The organism is Polyangiaceae bacterium (genome assembly GCA_015075635.1).
Taxonomy (GTDB): domain Bacteria; phylum Myxococcota_A; class Polyangia; order Polyangiales; family Polyangiaceae; genus JADJKB01.
The window spans coordinates 460,927-477,264 of the sequence record JABTUA010000002.1 but is presented as its reverse complement, the minus strand read 5'-3'; the positions used below and the strand labels follow the sequence as shown (position 1 = coordinate 477,264).

Sequence of the window (16,338 nt, the reverse complement as noted above, 5' to 3'; positions counted from 1 at the left end):
CCGGCCTTGTGAGTTGGGCCCCCGAGCCGGTATCCTGGCGGGATGCGTGACGCCTTGGCTCGGGTTTTTGCAGCGGTGGTGGTCCTGGCTCTCGGCGGCGTCGCCGTCGCGTGCAGCACCGGCTCGGACAGCGGTGTGGGCAGCGGCGGCGGCGGCGGCCTGGGCGGCGTCGGCGGCGCGGGCGGAGCCGGTGGCTCCGGCGGTGCGTCCGGCTGTCCCAGCGGGCTCCTCGACTGCGCCGGGAAGTGCGTGGACCCGCAGTACAACCCGAACCACTGCGGCGCCTGCAACACCAAGTGCGGCGCCGGCGAGTTCTGCTCGAACGGCAGCTGCGGCTCGACCTGCAGCGGAGGCACCACGGAGTGCGGCGGCTCCTGCGTCAATGTGCAGACGGACATCTCCAATTGCGGCAGCTGCGGCAACGTGTGCAACGTCGGGGAGGTCTGCTCCGCCGGCCTGTGCGGAGTCACCTGCTCCGGCGGCACCACCCAGTGCACCGGCAAGTGCGTGGACACCAGCGTCGACCCTGGGAACTGCGGCGCCTGCGGTACCACCTGCGCCTCGGGAGAAGTCTGCTCCGCCGGCCAGTGCGGCACGCAATGCGTGGGTGGCACCACGCTGTGCGCCGGCAAGTGCGTGGACACCAGCGTCGATCCCGCGAACTGCGGCGCTTGCGACACCGCGTGCCCAAGCGGCCAGGTCTGCTCCGCTGGTCAGTGCGGCACGCAGTGCGTGGGCGGCACCACGTTGTGCGCCGGCAAGTGCGTGGACACCACCATCGACACTGGAAACTGCGGCGCGTGCGGCACGGCGTGCACGAGCGGCCAGGCCTGCGTGAACGGCACCTGCACGACGGTGTGCGTGGGCGGCACCACGCTGTGCGCGGGCGTGTGTGTGGACACCAAGCTCGACCCCGCGAACTGCGGCAGCTGCGGCACCAAGTGCACCACGGGTCAGGTCTGCTCGAGCGGCACTTGCGGCCTGGTGTGCGGCGGCGGCAGCACGCTGTGCAGCGGCGCCTGCGTGGACACCAAGGTCGATCCCACGAACTGCGGCACCTGCGCCAAAGCCTGCGCGGCCGGCGAGAGCTGCGTGAACGGCGCCTGCGGCATCGTGTGCACCGGCGGCACCACGAACTGCAGCGGCAAATGCGTGGACACGAAGATCGACGCTGCCAACTGCGGCACCTGCGGCACGGCCTGCCCGACGGGTCAGATTTGCAACAACGGTGGCTGCCAGCTCCTGTGCTCCGGCGGGACGACCAACTGCAACGGCCTGTGCGTGGACGTGAAGGTCGATCCGAACAACTGCGGTGCCTGCGGCACGGTCTGCACGACGGGGCAGACCTGCACCAACGGCGGCTGTGTCGCCTCCGGCTGCACCAATCCGGTGCCGAGCATCCTGTTCACGGAGGGCTTCGCCAACAACAGCCAGGGCTGGACGCTGGGTACGGAGTGGCAGATCGGGTCGGCGACTGCATCGACGGGCCACGTCTACGCCGGCCCCGACCCCTCGGTCGACCACACTCCGAGCGGCGACAACGGTGTTGCGGGCGTGGTGATCGGCGGCAACGCGTCGACTGTGCTGCACGGCTACTACTACCTGACGAGCCCCATCATCAACGCAGCCGGCTCGCCCAAGCTCTACCTGAGCTTCTGGCGTTGGCTCAACAGTGACTACACGCCGTTCATGCAGAACATCGTCGAGGTCTACAACGGCTCGGCCTGGGTACCGGTGTGGCAGTCCGGCTCGTCTCCCGGCGTGGCGGACTCGGCTTGGAGCCAGCAGACCTACGACATCTCGGCCTACGCCAACGCGGCGCTCCGGGTGCGCTTCGGGCACCAGGTGACGAGCGGCGGCGTGTTCACGGTGTCGTCCTGGAACGTGGACGACGTGACCGTCACCAAGGTGACCTGCAACTAGACGGGCGGTCGCGAGCCGCGACTGGTCGCCTTGGCGGCAAAGCCGGGGAAGCTCCGGGAATCACCTCCGGCGCGTGGGCGGCGGGCGGCCGCCCCGCGTGGGTCGTCTGCGAATCCTGCAGCTGGAGCAACCTGTAGCGCACGGCGCCCCGCTCGTGATACCTCGGAGCCTTGGAGGGCTCCCGATGAAGGTGTCGACTGTTCGTTCTGCTGCGCTTCCCGTGCTCGTGGTCGCTTTCGCGCTCCTGGCCTGCAAGAAGAGCGGTCCACAGGAAGTGAAGGGCAGCTGCGACATGCGCAGCGCCGCCAGCGGTGGCAGCTCCATCTGCATCGACTTCCACACCGAGCCGAACGAGAAGGTGAAGTCGATCTGCTCGCCGTCGAGCGGGTACGTGCTCTCCACGACTGCGTGCGACACCTCGTCCGCCCTGGGCGGTTGCCAGAAGGGCAAGCTCACGAACTGGTACTACAGCTCGAGCAAGCACTCGTCCGCGGACGACGTGAAGCGCGAGTGCTCCGACAGCTTCGTCACGCCCGGGGGGCGCTGAGCTTCGGGGGTGCGCCGGCTCGCGCTGATCGGTCTCTCACTCGCTGCCTGTCGCAAGGAAGCGCCGCCGATCCCTGCGCCGGCGGAGAGCGCCCCTCCGCCGGTCCCGGCGGCGGCGGCTCCGAGCGCCGCCCCCTCGGCGGACACCGTGTCGGCCGCGACCGAGACGGTGTGGGACGCGGGCCCCAGCGTGCTGGGCGCCGAGAAGGTCGATGGCGCTGCGCTGCGGAAGCGCCACGTCGAGCGCCTGAAGGCGGACAAGAGCCCCGTCACCGCGCTCCGCGGTCAGAGCCCGCTCGGGCTGGGCGAGGCCATCTGCGAGGCGGTGATGCCGCGACGTCCGGCCGCGACGCCCATCCTGCTCAAGCCCAACTTGTGCGGGTTCGACGGCATCGTGGACCCCGAGAAGCGCAAGGGGGACGACGGCATGGTCGGGCGTACCACCGACGTGGACTTCACGCGCGGCGTGGTTCGCTGCCTGAAGAAGCGTGGGCACGACAAGGTCACCATCGCCGAGGGTTGCGGCATCTCCCACGCGCACTGGAAGCGGGTCATCGAGCTCACCGGCTACGAGAGCATGGCCCGGGAAGAGGGCGTGGCGCTGGTGGCGATGGACGACGACGGCGTCTACGACGTGGAGGGTGACAAGCCCGGTCAGCCGCTCGCCGTCAGCGGCATCGCGAGCACGCGCGTTCCGACCCTGCTCATGCCGAAGATCCTGGCCGAGCACCTCGACCACGGGCTCTTCGTCTCGCTGCCCAAGGTCAAGGCGCACCGCTTCTCGGTCACCTCCATGGCCATCAAGGGCATGCAGGGCACGGTCATGCTCAGCGACGCGCGCCCCGCCTACAAGCAGAAGTACCGGACGCACCGCGAGCTGAACGAGCAAATCAAGGCCAAGAAGGCCGCGAAGGCCGCAGACGCGGCGGCGCTCGACCCACTGGAGGAGCGCAAGGCCCATGTCGGGGCGCTGATGGTGTTCGCGGAGCGCATGGCCGACGTGCTCGAGATCTCGACGCCGGACGCGGTCCTGGCCGAGGCAGCGCCGGGCATGGGCGGTGACGGCTTTTGGCAGCTCTACCCGACGGAGGAGCGCGTCGCCATCGGAGGCACCAACCCGGTCAGCGTCGATCGCGTGGGGGCGGAGCTCCTGGGGCTCTGGAACAACCCGCGGCTCGCGAGCGAGCTCGGCGGGCACAAGACCTCCCCGCTGATCAGCGTCGCGGCCAAGCGCTACGGGCTCGACCTGACCGCCACCAAGATCGAGGGCGACGCGGCGGATCTGTTCGGCAAGCCGCGTCCCTTCCACTTCCGCTCCATGGCCGGCTTCGAGCTGCACTCGACCCCGAGCGCGCCGTGGCAACCGGTGGCGCGGACGCTGCCGGCTCCACCCGCCCCCGCGCCGAGCGCCCAGCCGCGCGAAGCTCGGGCGGTCGCGCTGGGCGCCGACACGGTGAGCTTGGACGGCAAGGCCGACGACGCGGTCTGGGCGCGCGCACCCGCAGTGAGCTGGGACACGGACTGGGCGGGCAACCCCACGGGCGTCGTGACGCGGGCGCGCTTCGCCTGGTCGAAGTCGGGGCTCTTCGCGCTGTTCGAGCTGGAGGGCGCCGGCCTGTTCGTCGATCGGCAGAGGCCGGTGACCGAGGAGCGGGACAAGCTCTACCAGGAGGACTGCGTCGAGCTCTTTCTGGGCCACGACGCGAAGGACCCGCGTCACTACGCCGAGATCGAGATCGGCCCCTTCGGTCACTGGTTCGACCTCGATGTGCGCCTGGGCGGCGCGAGCGACACCGGTTGGTCGAGCGGGCTCAGCGTCGGCACCACCCGCGACCCCGGCGCGCGCCGCGCGGTCATCGAGGCGCGCCTGACGGCGAAGGAGATCTTGGCGGTGCTCGCGTCGGGCGCCCGCGTTCCACTGGGGCTCTACCGCATGGAGGGCGCGGCGCCGCGCAAGTACCTGGCCTGGAGCCCGACCCTGACCAAGAAGCCGAATTTCCATGTGCCCGACAGGTTCGGGACGCTGGTTCTGGAGTGAGGCGTGACCGAGCCCGTTGGATCCCCGTACCGCAGCGCGCCGCGCACCGAGCTGGAGGTGGCGGCGGGCTCCAACGTCGTGACCATGTTGGCGGCGCTGGGTTTGGCCGCAGTGTTCTACGCGTTACAGGGGTTCTTCGGCCTCCGTGAGGTATTCGTCTGGGTGCCCGTGCTCCTGGCCATCGCGTGCGCGCTCCCGATCGCCCTGTACACGTCGCGTCGCAATCGTTGGCGCTTCACGCTGGAGCGGCAGCGCCTCCGAGTCGCTCGCGTGCTGCCGACCGGTTCGAGGTCGCTCGGGACGCTCGATGTTTCGTCGGGAGTCAAGCTTCGCGTGGATGTCCCTGAGCACCTCGCCGGAGTCGAGGCCCGACTCACGCTCGACGCTTCGGGTGAGGAGATCTGCTTCTACCCGGGCGCGCGCACGAGGCTCGTGTACGAGGAGCTCTCGCGATTCCTGCGTGAGGCAGAGATCGACGTGGATGCTCCCAGAGATCTCCCGGAGCTGCCGGGCGAGAAGCTCGGGTTGCCGAAGCTGTAACTCTCACTCGAACGTCGTGCTCTGCGGCAAGGCGTCCTCGCGCTCCTGCTCCTCGACCATGCGATGTCGCCACAGCGCCAGCGCCACGCAGGGTGGTGTGAGCACGCCGACCAGCGAGAACACGACCGGCGAAAGGCTGGGCGAGGCGAAGCAGTAGGCGGCGCCGCCGGCCGTGAGCAACACCAGCGGCGCGAGCCAGGGCAAGATCAGCACCGCCGCGACGCCCGAGACCGCGGCGAAGACCAGCAGATCTTGGGCGAAGATCAGCGGCGCCGGCATCTGAAGCCAGACGCCGAAGGAGCGGCTGACGACCAGGAGCGCGCTGGTCATGAGCATCAAGCCCGTCATGCGCCGGCTGAACTGGTTCTCGAACAGTCGCTTGCGCCAGAGCACGCTGATGCCGAGCGTGACGGCGAAGATCACCACGCCAAACGCGAGCAACCCTTCCGGCTTGATCTTGGCAGGGTTCGGCTGAGACAGCGCGAAAGCCGAGAGCGCCATGGCGGCGCCGGTCATCGCGGCGAGGCCCTTGGTGCGCTCGCGGCCGGCCACGCTGCTGTCCTGCTCGCGGGCCATGGCGCGCAGGCGTTCGTCCTCCGCGTGGAGCTTCGCCAGCTCCTTGCGCGCCAGCCGCACCCGCTCCCTGAGCTCCGGTGGAGGCGTGCCGAGCTCGCCGAGGAGCGCCTCCGCCGTCTGCACGTGACCCTGACGCAGCTCGAGCTCGACGGCCAGCGTCACGGTCTGGGTCAGCCCGGCGCGCGCCTGGGTGTTCTCGCTCCACTCCTTCAGCGCTTGCGCGAAGCCGAAGCGAGACTCGGTGACCAGCTGGTAAGCCCGCTGCAGATCATCGGGTGCGTCGTCCTCCGCGCTCTCGTCGAGCAACGTCGAAAGGCGCGCCAGGCGCTCGGCGGCCTCGTCGGCCAGCAAGATGGAGCCCTTGTGCCGCAGGAAGTCGGCGATGGCCTGTCGGAACGCCAGCGCGCTCGCCGGTCGCGCCGCGGGGTCGCGGCTCGTCGCCTGGTTGCACAAAGCCGCGAGCTCGTCGGGGATCGAGGCGTCGTAGGCGTACGGCTCCGAGCAGAACGCGGACATCAGCGCGTCCTGGAGCTTCTTGCCGTCGTGGCGAAAACGTCCCGTGAGCACGTAGTGCAGCGTCGCGCCGAGCAGGTAGACGTCCGTCGCCGGACCGATGGGCCCGCCCGAGACTAGCTCCGGCGGCATGAACGCCGGCGTCCCGACCAGCCCGGCGCGCTCGGCCATGCTGGGGTCGTCGCTGCGCACGGCGATGCCCCAGTCCACCAGGTAGACCTCGCCGTAGCCGCCGAGCATCACGTTCTCGGGCTTGATGTCGCAGTGGATCACCCCGCGATCGTGGGCGAAGTGAACCGCCTGGCAGATCTGCATCAAGATCTCGAGGTGGGTGTCGAGCCGATCTCCGGGCCGGCTCGCCCAAGCCGGGTGCTGCGCGTCCGCGAGAAGGGCGCGCCACTCGACGCCCTCGACCCGCTTCATCACCAAAACGGGCGCGCCACGATCGTCGAGGCCGAGCGCGTGCACCGGCACGATGCCAGGGTGCTCGAGCCGTCCGGTGATGATGGCCTCGCGCAAGAGCGCGGCCGTTGGCCCGTCCCCGGCGCTCGGTGACTTGAGCGTCTTGACCGCGACGTCGCGATCGAGCGAGCGCTGGCGCGCGGCGTGCACGACTCCCATGCCGCCTTCGCCGATCACTCCCTGGACCTCCAGGTCGGCGCGAGCAGCGGCGTCGGGGTTCGACGGGGGCATCGAGGCGAGCGCGAACGACAGGGAGATGCGTGGCAGCTCGCTCGGCTCCGGTCGCGTCCAGGCGCGGGACGGCGCGCCCGGGCTGGAGGGCTCGGGTCGCTGCGTCACATCCAGCGGCAACGCCAAGGCGGTGTCGGCCAGCCCGAGCTGGCTCACCCGCTCGCCGAACGTTCGCAGAAGCTCTTCCCGCTCGGTCACCCGGAGCGCATCTTCGCATGCCAACTCGGGCGATACGCTGCCAACCGAGGGTTGGCGGATTGAGGCGCTAACTGCGCGAAAACACGAGGGGCGCGCCTGGTGCGCGATTTGCGAAGGGACGGGCGTGGACTTGCGACTCGTCTGGCTGAAGCTGCCCTTGCTCGTGCTCGCCCTGCTGCTCGGGGCCTGCGGTCCGTCGGAGAGGGAGGCCCCGGCGTCGGCCCGCGCCCAGCTGTCTGGCGATTCGCCTCTGGTGGGGCACTTCCGCGAGGCCGAGCGCCAGAGCGGAGTGCCGGCGGAGCTGCTAGCGACCATCGCGCAGGTCCAGACGCGCTTGAGCATGAACCTGGGCGCTCACGACGAGCACGACGCCGATCACGAGCACGCGCCGCGCGAGTGGGGCCTGATGGCCATCGGCAGCGGCGGGCTCACCTCGGCCGACGCGGCGGCGCTGCTCATCGGGGTGAGCGTGGAGCTCGTCGCAACCGACGCGCGAACCAACATCCGCGCCGCGGCCGCGCTGCTGAAGACCTCGGGTCACGCGCGGGGCGTGGGCGCCGGGGACGGCCTCGACGCTTGGGTTTCGGTCGTCGAGGCCTACGGCGGCGAGGCGCTGGTGTCAGAGGTCCGCGCCCTCTTGAGCAGCGGTTGGAAGGGTCACGACGACCAGGGCTTCGTGGTCGAGGTGAGCGGCGTCGGCCTCGATGGCGACGAGCTCGCGGCCGTGCAGCAAGGTCTGGGCTACCCAGGGGCCATCTGGAGCGCCGCGTACTCTGGCAACTACACCAACGCCTCCCGGGGCGCAGCGCAGATCAACTACGTGATCATCCACACCACGCAGGGCAGCTACGCGGGCGCCATTTCGTGGTTCAAGAACTCGTCGTCGAAGGTGTCCGCCCACTACGTGATCCGCTCGAGCGACGGGCAGATCACTCAGATGGTGGACGACGCGGACATCGCCTGGCACGACGCCTGCTTCAACAGCCAGACCATCGGCATCGAGCACGAGGGGTGGGTCGCCGATCCGGGCAAGTGGTACACGGAGGCCATGTACAAGTCGTCGGCCAAGCTGACGCGCTGGCTCTGCGATCAATACGGCATCCCCAAGGACAAGAAGCACATCATGGGCCACGGCGAGGCGCCGGACTGCTCCGATCACACCGATCCGGGCAGCGGCTGGAACTGGGCCCACTACATGGACCTGGTCGTGAACGGCGAGTGCACGCCGAAGACCGAGATCTGCAACGGCAAGGACGACGACTGCGACGGCAAGGTGGACGAAGGCGACGTGTGCAACGCGCCTCCCAAGGGCTACCTGGACGAGGTGAGCTGCGAGGGGATCAAGGGCTGGGCGCAGGATCCGGACGCGGCGACCAAGCCCATCGACGTACACCTGTACTTCGGGGGCCCCGCGGGCTCCGGCGCCACGGGCGTGCCGCTCACCGCCGACGTCGAGCGCGACGACCTGTGCACGGCCATCGGCTCCTGCAACCACGGCTTCGACGTCTACCCGCCGTTGTCGCTCTTCGACGGCCAGGCCCACCCCATCCACGCCTACGGCATCGACAGCGCCGGTGGCGCGAACGCCGAGCTCACCGGCAGCCCCAAGAGCCTGACCTGCACCGCGGCGGCGAGCGGCGTGCGGCGCCACGTCGTGGACCCGACCAGCTTCGAGGTCTGGAAGCTCGATCTGTTCTGGGACGCGCTGCCGCTCGGAGACACGGAGATCGGCAAGCTGCCCGAGGCGAGTGCCTGGCCCTCCGCGCCGGAGCTGGTTCAGGCTGACGACGGTTCGCCGGAGGTCTGGCTGGTGGACGGCAAGTGGCGCCGGCACGTTCCGAGCCCGGCCGTGATGGCGGCGTGGTCGCTGTCGTTCGACGCGGTGAAGCAGGTGCCCGCCGCGGAGGTCGCGGCGCTCTGGGAAGGGCCGAAGCTCCGAGGGCGCCCCGTGATCGTCAAGGACACGAGCGGCAAAATCGAGATGATCGACGACCCGATGCCGGCGCCGGGGACCGCGGTGAAAGCGCCCACTCCCGAAGAGGCAGGCTGGGGTGGTGGCGCCGGGGTGAGCGGCAAGCCGACGGGCTCCGCGAAACACGAGTCCGACGCCGGCGACGTGGGCGCCTCGTGCGCCGTCGGGCAGCGCCCGCCGTCGGGCAGCGCCGGTTGGCTGCTGTTGGCGGGAGCGCTGGTGCCGCTCTGGCGTCGGCGGCGGTGACTGATTCGACCCCGCACGCGGACTCGGCTACGCTGCTGCCGTGCGTCGTGGGCGAGTAGTCTTCGGGTCCCTGGCTGTCTTCGGAGCGCTCTGCCTGGCGCCGCCCGCGGCCCGGGCCGACACCACCAAGCAGGCCTGTGTCCAGGCCTATGTGGACGCTCAGCGCCTGCGCAAGGCCGACAAGCTGAGCGAGGCTCGCCAGAAGCTCGAGCTGTGCGCCGACGACGCTTGCCCTGCCACGGTCAAGAAGGACTGCAAGGCTTGGGTCGAGGAGAACGAGCGCGATCAGCCGACGCTGGCGCTGTCCGCTCTGGACCTCGACGGCAAGAAGACCATCACGGTGAAGGTCCTGGTGGACGGGGTCAGCGTGGGCGACCAGCTGCCGAGCTCGCCCATCAAGGTCGATCCCGGCGCGCACAAGGTCCGCTTCGAGGCGGGTGGCCTCGAGCCCATCGAGATCGAGGTGTCGTTGCAGAAGGGCGAGAAGGCCCGGGAGGTGCTGGCGGACTTCTCCAAGCAGAAGAAGGACGAAGCTCCCGCGCCCGCAGCGCCAAACGAGACCGGCGACCAGGCGCAGGCGACTCGCAAGACCCCGGTGCTGGTCTACGTGCTCGGCGGCGTCGGCGTGCTCGGCGTGGCGTCGTTCGCGTACTTCGGCAGCACCGGCAAGAGCGACGAGGACGAGCTGGCCGACACCTGCGCGCCGAACTGCTCCCAGTCGAAGGTGGACGCTGCGCACCAGAAGATGCTGATCGCGGACATCTCCCTGGGCGTCGGGGCGGTGGCGCTCGGCGCGGCGGCTTATCTCTACTTCACGCGCCCCAAGCAGACCGAGAGCGCGACCGTGGTCGGATTCGCGCCGCTCGGGCGCGGCGGCGCGGCCTTCGTGGGCGGTCGGTTCTGACCCAGGATCACAAGCACTCGGGCTTCGGGATCCGCGTGCCGTCCTTGTCCAGCGTGTAGGGCGGATTGCAGCCCTTGGGCGCGACGGGTTTGACGCCCGTCGGCGCTTTGGCCTCCACGGGCTTCTTCTCGGCGGGCTTCTTTTCGGTGAGCTTCGCCGGCTCGGGCTTCGCCGGTTCGGGCTTCGCCGGTTCGGGCTTCGGCGCTTCGGGCTTTGGCTCGCTCGGGGCGGGCTCGCTCGGTGGCGCGGCGCTCGCCACCTCCGGCGCGGGCGTCTCGAGCGTGGGCTCCACCGCGGGCGCCGCCCCGGGGATCGGCTCCACGCCGGACGCGCCGGCGTCGGCGGGTTGGGTCGCCCTTCGCAGCACCAGGAAGCCGATCAGGATCACCAGAAACCCGAGCACGCCGGCCACGCCGCCCAGGGCGATCATCAGGTTCTTCCGCGTGTTCAGCGGCGGAGGCAGCGTCCTGCCCCGCGTCATGGAGATGCTGGAGAGGTTCGAGTTGCCGCTCTGCTCTTCGCGCGGAACCGGCAAGACCGCGGGCACGGCCTCGGCTGGGGCGAGGACGGGCGCCGGCATCGGCGGTACTTCGATGCGGGGCGACGAGATGGAATGCGGGTCGGGCGCGCCCACCAGGTCGCTGACCGCGGAGTGACTCTCGAGCTCGCGGACCTGATCGGCGCGTCGGGCCAGCGACTCCGCCGCCAGCTCCCGTACCCAGCGCCCGAGCTCGCGCTGCGTCGGCCGGTCCCGCGCGGCGCGCTCCAGCTCCTCGGCCATGTCCAGGGCCGAGGCGAAGCGATCGTCCATGTTCTTCGCCAGGCCCTTGAGCAAGATGGCGTCGAGCTCCGCGGACACGGACGGCTCGATGCTGCTCGGCACCGGCACCTCGGCGTTGAGCACCTTGCCGAAGGTGGCGGCCTCGTTGTCCGACTGGAACAGGCGCTTTCCAGTGAGCAGCTCCCAGAGCACGATGCTGGCGGCGAACACGTCCGTGCGCCGGTCCACTGCCTCGCCCTTCAGCTGCTCGGGCGCCATGTAGGAGAGCTTGCCCTTGAGCTGACCGTCCCGCGTGGTCTGCAGGCGCCCGACCGCCTTGGCGACGCCGAAGTCCACGACCCGCGCCGTGCCGTCGGTGTCCACCAGGATGTTCTGCGGCGAGATGTCGCGGTGCACGATGCCCAACGGCTCACCGCGCTCGCCCTTCGCCTCGTGGGCCCCGTGCAGCCCGTACAGCACGTTCGTCACCAGCGAGATGGAGTTCTTGATCGGGATCCACCCACCCTTGCCGCGGGCGGCCCGGACCAGGCGGGCCAGCGACTCGCCCTCGACGTAGTCCATGACGATGAACAGCTCGCCGTCGAGCGCCACCACGTCCAGGGTCGAGACCACGTTCGGGTGCCGGATGCGGGCCGCGACGCGGGCCTCGTCCAGGAACATGCTGACGAACTCCGGGTCCTTGGCGAACTGCGGGTGGAGCTTCTTGATCGCGACCGTGCGCGAGAAGCCCGCCGGGCCCAGCAGGCGCCCGAGGTGCACCGTCGCCATGCCGCCCGCCGCGATCTCCTGGTGGAGCGCGTAGCGGCCAACGATGCGAATCGGCTCGACGCTGGGGGTGTCCGTCACCGCGACCTCGGATCCCGAAGGCTACCACGCGGCTCGAGGCCTCCTCGAATTGCCGGCAGATCCCGGCAAATTCCTCACCTGGGGACGCGCTTCAGGCCGCCGGAGTCGATCCAGTAGACGTGGGTCGCGTCCACCTCGATGCAGAGCACGTTGGTCAGCGAGTCCGCGAGCTTCACCGGCGTGCCGCTGCCGGTCTTGAGCCCGCGCCAGAGGCCGCCGTTCGCGCCCTTCGACGCCCAGAAGAGCTCGCTGCCGTCCTGGGCCAGCGCGTACGGGCTCTGCTGGCCGGACGCGACGGTGGTCACGTTGCTGGCCGGCTTCGTGGCGCGCCGGACGGCGCCGTCGCTGGTCGCGGTCCAGAACACGTACTGACTGTCCACCTTCACGAAGGATGGATCGCCCTGGCCGGTGGCGACCGTCTGAACGTTCGGAACGCTCACCCCCGCGTAGCGTACCTCGCCTGCGCTCGGCACGGTCCAGAAGACCCAGCCCGGCGAGTTGTCGAAGCGCAGCCCGAATACGCCCGGGCTCGGGTCCCACGTTTGGGTGGAGCCCCCGCCCGCGCTGACGCGCCGGAGCCCCGAGGTGCTCGTGAAGAACACGTAGTTCCCATCGGAGTCGACCTGGTTCGCTCCCGTGGTGCTCGAGAGCTGCGTCGGCGAGCCCCCGCCGGTGAGCACTCGGAACACCCCTGCCGTCGGGGCGGCGAAGAAGCTGTAGGTCGTGATCACGTCCACCGACGTCGAGCCGTGCTGGGTCGTGATGGGCGTGACGCTCTTGGTGGACTTCTGGACTCGGAACACCCCGCCCGGGTTGCGAGTGAAGGCCAGTGACGCGGTGCTCGTGTCTGCATCCACGGAGGTGAGATCCGAGCCGGGCACGACCACGTCCGGCGTGCAGAACCCGCCGACGCACGCCGTGCCGCCGCAGGAGTGCCCGCACTGGCCGCAGTTGGCGGCGCTGGTGTTCACGTTGGTCTCGCACGACCCGTTGCCGTCGCAGTCCGCGGTACCGATGGCGCAGTTGTAGGTGCAGGCACCGCTCGAGCAGCCGGCCTGGGTGCCGGGTGGGGCGGTCGTCGTGCAGTCCTTGGTGCAGGTGCCGCAGTGAGTCGGATCGTTCGTCAGCTGCGACTCGCAGCCGTCCAGGGCCGAGGCGTTGCAGTTGCCGAAGCCGGGCGCGCAGGTGAGGGAGCACCCGGAGGCGGCACAGCTGGCCGTGAGCACGTTCGGGCCGCCGGAGCACTTGTCGCCGCAGCTCTTGCAGTTGGTGGTGGTGTTGAGCTGGGTCTCGCAGCCGTTGGCGTCGTTGCCGTCGCAGTTGCCCCACCCAGTAGCGCAGGTGGCCACCGTGCACTTCCCCCCGCTGCACGCGGCGGTGGCGTGAGCCAGCGTGCAGGGGTTGTTGCAGAAGCCGCAGTGCGCGGCCGAGGTGTCGGTGTTGGTCTCGCAGTTGGCGGGGTTGCTGTCGCAGTCGGCCATGGGCGGCGTGCAGCTCGACACCACGCACTTGCCGCCCTGGCAAACCTGCGTGTTGGAGCACGCCGTGCCGCAAGCGCCGCAGTTGTTCGGATCGGTCTGGGTGTTCGACTCGCAGCCCGTCTCCGGCAGCTTGTCGCAGTCGCCGTAGCCGGTGGAGCAGGTCGTGATCGCGCACGTCCCGCTGCTGCAGCTCGAGGTCGCGTTCGGCAGCGAGCAGGCGGTGCCGCAGAAGCCGCAGTCGGTGTCGGTGTCGAGCGGGGTCTCGCAGCCGTTCGAGGGGATGCCGTCGCAGCTCTCGAAGCCCGAATCGCACTCCTCGATCTGGCAGCCGTTGGCGCAGACGCTCTTCGCGTTGGGTAGCGCGCACTTGTACTCGCAGAAGCCGCAGTGATCGACCGAGCTCGACGTGTCGGTCTCGCAGCTGCCGTCGCCGTCGCAGTCGGCCAAAGGCGCCGCGCAGTTGGAGAGGCCGCACTTGCCGTCGACGCAGGTGGGCGTCTTGCCGCCGTCACTCGGGCAAGCGTTGCCGCAGGCTCCGCAGTTCTTCGGGTCCTTGTCGATTGGGGTCTCGCAGCCGTTTGCAGCGACGCCGTCGCAGTCCTTGCTGGTGGCGGTGCAGGCGGCGGCGTCCGCGCCGGCGTCCGAGCCGCCCTTGCCGCCGCCGCCGCCGGACAGCTCGGAGTCGTCCCGCGCGCCGAGCGTGCAGGCGCCGACCAGGAGTCCCAGGGCGATGAACCCGCGAGTCTTCATTGGGGTACGCGCTTCAGTCCGGTCGAGTCGACCCAGTAGACGTGGGTCGGGTCGGCGACGATGCTGACCACGCCGGTCACGGGCTCCGCCAGCTTCACCGGCGGGCCACCCGATTTCGGAGCGCGCCACAGGCTGCCCGTGTTCTTGGTCGCCCAGTAGATGTTGGCGTCACGCTCGGCCAGCGCATAGGCGCTGGGCTGACCCGTGACGAAGTCCGTGGCCGGTCCCGCCGTCGTTGCCCGTCGGATCACCCCGTCCGTGGTCGCGGTCCAGTAGACGTGCTGTCCGTCTGCCGCCAAGTACGACGGCTCGCCTTGGCCGGACGCGAGCGTTTGCTTGTTCGGAATGTTGTCGCCCGAGCGGCGGACCTCTCCCAGCCCCGGCATGGTCCAGTACACGTTCCCGGCCTCATGGGTGGCCATGAAGGCGCCGAGCTGGGAGTCCCAGGTCTGGACCGCACCCATCGGTGCGGCGTCCACTCGGCGGAGCGGCCCAGAGGTCACGGTGAACCAGATGTCGCCCCCGTACTCGTCGAGCCGAACGACGTTGGGCGTCGTCGTGATCTGACTCGTCGAGCCTCCGCTGGTCGCGACCCGGAAGATGCCCTCGGCGGGGTCGGCGAAGTACGTGCTCGGGCCGGACACGTCGAGCCACACGGAGCTCTTCGTCGTGGTGAGGGAGGTCACGGCCTTGGTGCTCTTGTTCACCCGGAACACACCACCTGGGTTACGGCCGTAGACCAGGCTGGTCGATCCCGGGTAGTCGTAGTCCACCGAGGTGAGGGTGGTTCCGGAGACGACCACCTCCGGAGTGCAGGTGCCGTTGGCGCAGGCCGACGTCCCGCACGAGCGTCCGCACACGCCGCAGTTCGAGTTGCTCGTCGCCAGGTTCGTCTCGCACGAGCCGTTCGAGTCGCAGTCGGCGGTGCCGGCGCCGCAGTTGTAGGTGCACTTGCCTTGGGCGCAGCCCGGCTGGGTGCCGCTGGGGGCGCCAACGGTGCAGTCCTTCGTACAGCTCCCGCAGTGCAGCGGGTCCGTGGCGAGCTGCGCCTCGCAGCCGTCGGCGGCGACGCCGTTGCAGTTGCTGAAGCCCGCCGCGCAGTTGACGTTGCAGCCGGACGGCCCGCAGCTCGCCGAATTCACGTTGGGTCCGCCGGAGCATTGGTCGCCGCAGCTCTTGCAGTTGGTGGTGGTGTTGAGCTGGGTCTCGCAGCCGTTGGCGTCATTGCCGTCGCAGTTGCCCCAGCCGGCGAGGCAGGTGGCCACCGCGCACTTCCCGCCGCTGCAGGCGGCGGTGGCGTGGGCCAGCGTGCAGGGGTTGTTGCAGAAGCCGCAGTGGGCGACCGACGTGTCGGTGTTGGTCTCGCAGTTGGCCGGGTTGGCGTCGCAGTCCGCGGTTGGAGGCGCGCAGTTCGACACCACGCACTTGCCGTTCTGGCAGACCTGCGTCGTCGTGCACGCCGTGCCGCAAGCGCCGCAGTTGTTGGGATCGGTCTGGGTGTTCGACTCGCAGCCCGTCTCCGGCAGCTTGTCGCAGTCGCCGTAGCCGGTGGAGCAGGTCGTGATCGCGCACGTCCCGCTGCTGCAGCTCGAGGTCGCGTTCGGCAGCGAGCAGGCGGTGCCGCAGAACCCGCAGTCGGTGTCGGTGTCGAGCGGGGTCTCGCAGCCGTTCGATGGGATGCCGTCGCAGCTCTCGAAGCCGGCGTTGCACTCCTCGATCTGGCAGCCGTTGGAGCAGACGGCCTTGGCGTTGGTCAGCGCGCAGGCGTACTCGCAGAAGCCGCAGTGGTCGAGCGAGCTCGAAGTGTCGGTCTCGCAGCTGCCGTCGCCGTCGCAGTCGGCCAAAGGCGCCGCGCAGTTGGAGAGGCCGCACTTGCCGTCGACGCAAGTGGGAGTCTTGCCGCCGTCGCTCGGGCAGGCGTTGCCGCAGGAGCCGCAGTTCTTCGGGTCCTTGTCGATGGGGGTCTCGCAGCCGTTGGCCGCGACGCCGTCGCAGTCCTTGCTGGTGGCGGTGCAGGCGGCGGCGTCGCCGCCGGCGTCCGAGCCGCCTTTGCCACCGCTTCCACCGGACAGCTCGGCGTCGTCCCGGGCGCCGAGCGTGCAGGCGCCCACCAGGAGCCCCAGCGCAACCAGGCCTCTCAGCAGCGGGCGCGTCCTGAACCGACCCGAAGACACCAGCCCGAGAGTAGCAGTCTCGCGGCGAAGAGGTCAGGAGATCGGTGTGCGGCGCCGGCGTACACCGTTCACTCCGCGGGCGTGGCGTACCGTTCACTGCCCAGGCGTTCTTGGGCCGATTCCGAGCTTTTCTCGCTGGTACGATTGCTGCTGTGAT

General features: G+C 69.9%; 10 protein-coding genes. 6 read left to right on the top strand and 4 right to left on the bottom strand.

Annotated elements, in window-relative coordinates; all coding sequences use genetic code 11:
• The first annotated feature begins 42 nt into the window (after window positions 1–42).
• The 4 genes from HS104_18395 to HS104_18380 all read left to right on the top strand — a co-directional run bounded on the left by HS104_18395 (window position 43) and on the right by HS104_18380 (window position 5,047).
• Complete coding sequence (locus HS104_18395; protein ID MBE7481934.1) at window positions 43–1,923, top strand: hypothetical protein; 1,881 nt, start codon at window positions 43–45, stop codon at window positions 1,921–1,923.
• A 184-nt stretch (window positions 1,924–2,107) separates the two neighbouring features.
• On the top strand, window positions 2,108–2,470 hold the full coding sequence (locus tag HS104_18390; protein MBE7481933.1) for a hypothetical protein: 363 nt from the start codon (window positions 2,108–2,110) through the stop codon (window positions 2,468–2,470).
• Between the two features lie 9 nt (window positions 2,471–2,479).
• Window positions 2,480–4,507 (top strand): DUF362 domain-containing protein, encoded by a 2,028-nt coding sequence (locus tag HS104_18385; GenBank protein MBE7481932.1) that lies wholly within the window; start codon window positions 2,480–2,482, stop codon window positions 4,505–4,507.
• Between the two features lie 3 nt (window positions 4,508–4,510).
• The gene (locus tag HS104_18380; GenBank protein ID MBE7481931.1) at window positions 4,511–5,047 is read left to right on the top strand and encodes a hypothetical protein; all 537 of its coding nucleotides are present in this window, start codon (window positions 4,511–4,513) and stop codon (window positions 5,045–5,047) included.
• Window positions 5,048–5,050: 3 nt separating this feature from the next.
• Here HS104_18380 and HS104_18375 read toward each other — a convergent pair whose 3' ends face one another.
• Window positions 5,051–7,027 (bottom strand): serine/threonine protein kinase, encoded by a 1,977-nt coding sequence (locus HS104_18375; GenBank protein MBE7481930.1) that lies wholly within the window; start codon window positions 7,025–7,027, stop codon window positions 5,051–5,053.
• Window positions 7,028–7,151: 124 nt separating this feature from the next.
• On the opposite strand from HS104_18375, the gene HS104_18370 reads away from it, so the two are divergent.
• Together HS104_18370 and HS104_18365 are read left to right on the top strand one after the other, a co-directional pair.
• Window positions 7,152–9,245, top strand: coding sequence for an N-acetylmuramoyl-L-alanine amidase (locus HS104_18370; GenBank protein MBE7481929.1), 2,094 nt, complete (start codon window positions 7,152–7,154; stop codon window positions 9,243–9,245).
• Between the two features lie 40 nt (window positions 9,246–9,285).
• Window positions 9,286–10,149, top strand: coding sequence for a hypothetical protein (locus tag HS104_18365; GenBank protein MBE7481928.1), 864 nt, complete (start codon window positions 9,286–9,288; stop codon window positions 10,147–10,149).
• 7 nt (window positions 10,150–10,156) lie between these two features.
• On the opposite strand, the gene HS104_18360 is transcribed toward HS104_18365, so the two are convergent.
• The 3 genes from HS104_18360 to HS104_18350 all read right to left on the bottom strand — a co-directional run bounded on the left by HS104_18360 (window position 10,157) and on the right by HS104_18350 (window position 16,181).
• Window positions 10,157–11,776: a serine/threonine protein kinase gene (locus tag HS104_18360; GenBank protein ID MBE7481927.1), complete on the bottom strand. Its 1,620-nt coding sequence runs from the start codon at window positions 11,774–11,776 to the stop codon at window positions 10,157–10,159.
• A gap of 74 nt (window positions 11,777–11,850) precedes the next feature.
• On the bottom strand, window positions 11,851–14,007 hold the full coding sequence (locus HS104_18355) for a hypothetical protein (GenBank protein MBE7481926.1): 2,157 nt from the start codon (window positions 14,005–14,007) through the stop codon (window positions 11,851–11,853).
• Window positions 14,004–16,181 carry a hypothetical protein gene (locus HS104_18350; GenBank protein MBE7481925.1) on the bottom strand — a complete coding sequence of 726 codons (2,178 nt, stop codon included), beginning with the start codon at window positions 16,179–16,181 and terminating at the stop codon, window positions 14,004–14,006. Before HS104_18350 ends, HS104_18355 begins: the two co-directional genes overlap by 4 nt.
• Window positions 16,182–16,338: the final 157 nt, after the last annotated feature.

Excerpts from the sequence above, each read along its gene's own strand:
- HS104_18395 (MBE7481934.1), top strand. The coding sequence starts at position 43 with ATGCGTGACGCCTTGGCTCGGGTTTTTGCAGCGGTGGTGGTCCTGGCT.
- HS104_18390 (MBE7481933.1), top strand. The coding sequence starts at position 2,108 with ATGAAGGTGTCGACTGTTCGTTCTGCTGCGCTTCCCGTGCTCGTGGTC.
- HS104_18355 (MBE7481926.1), bottom strand. The coding sequence starts at position 14,007 with ATGAAGACTCGCGGGTTCATCGCCCTGGGACTCCTGGTCGGCGCCTGC.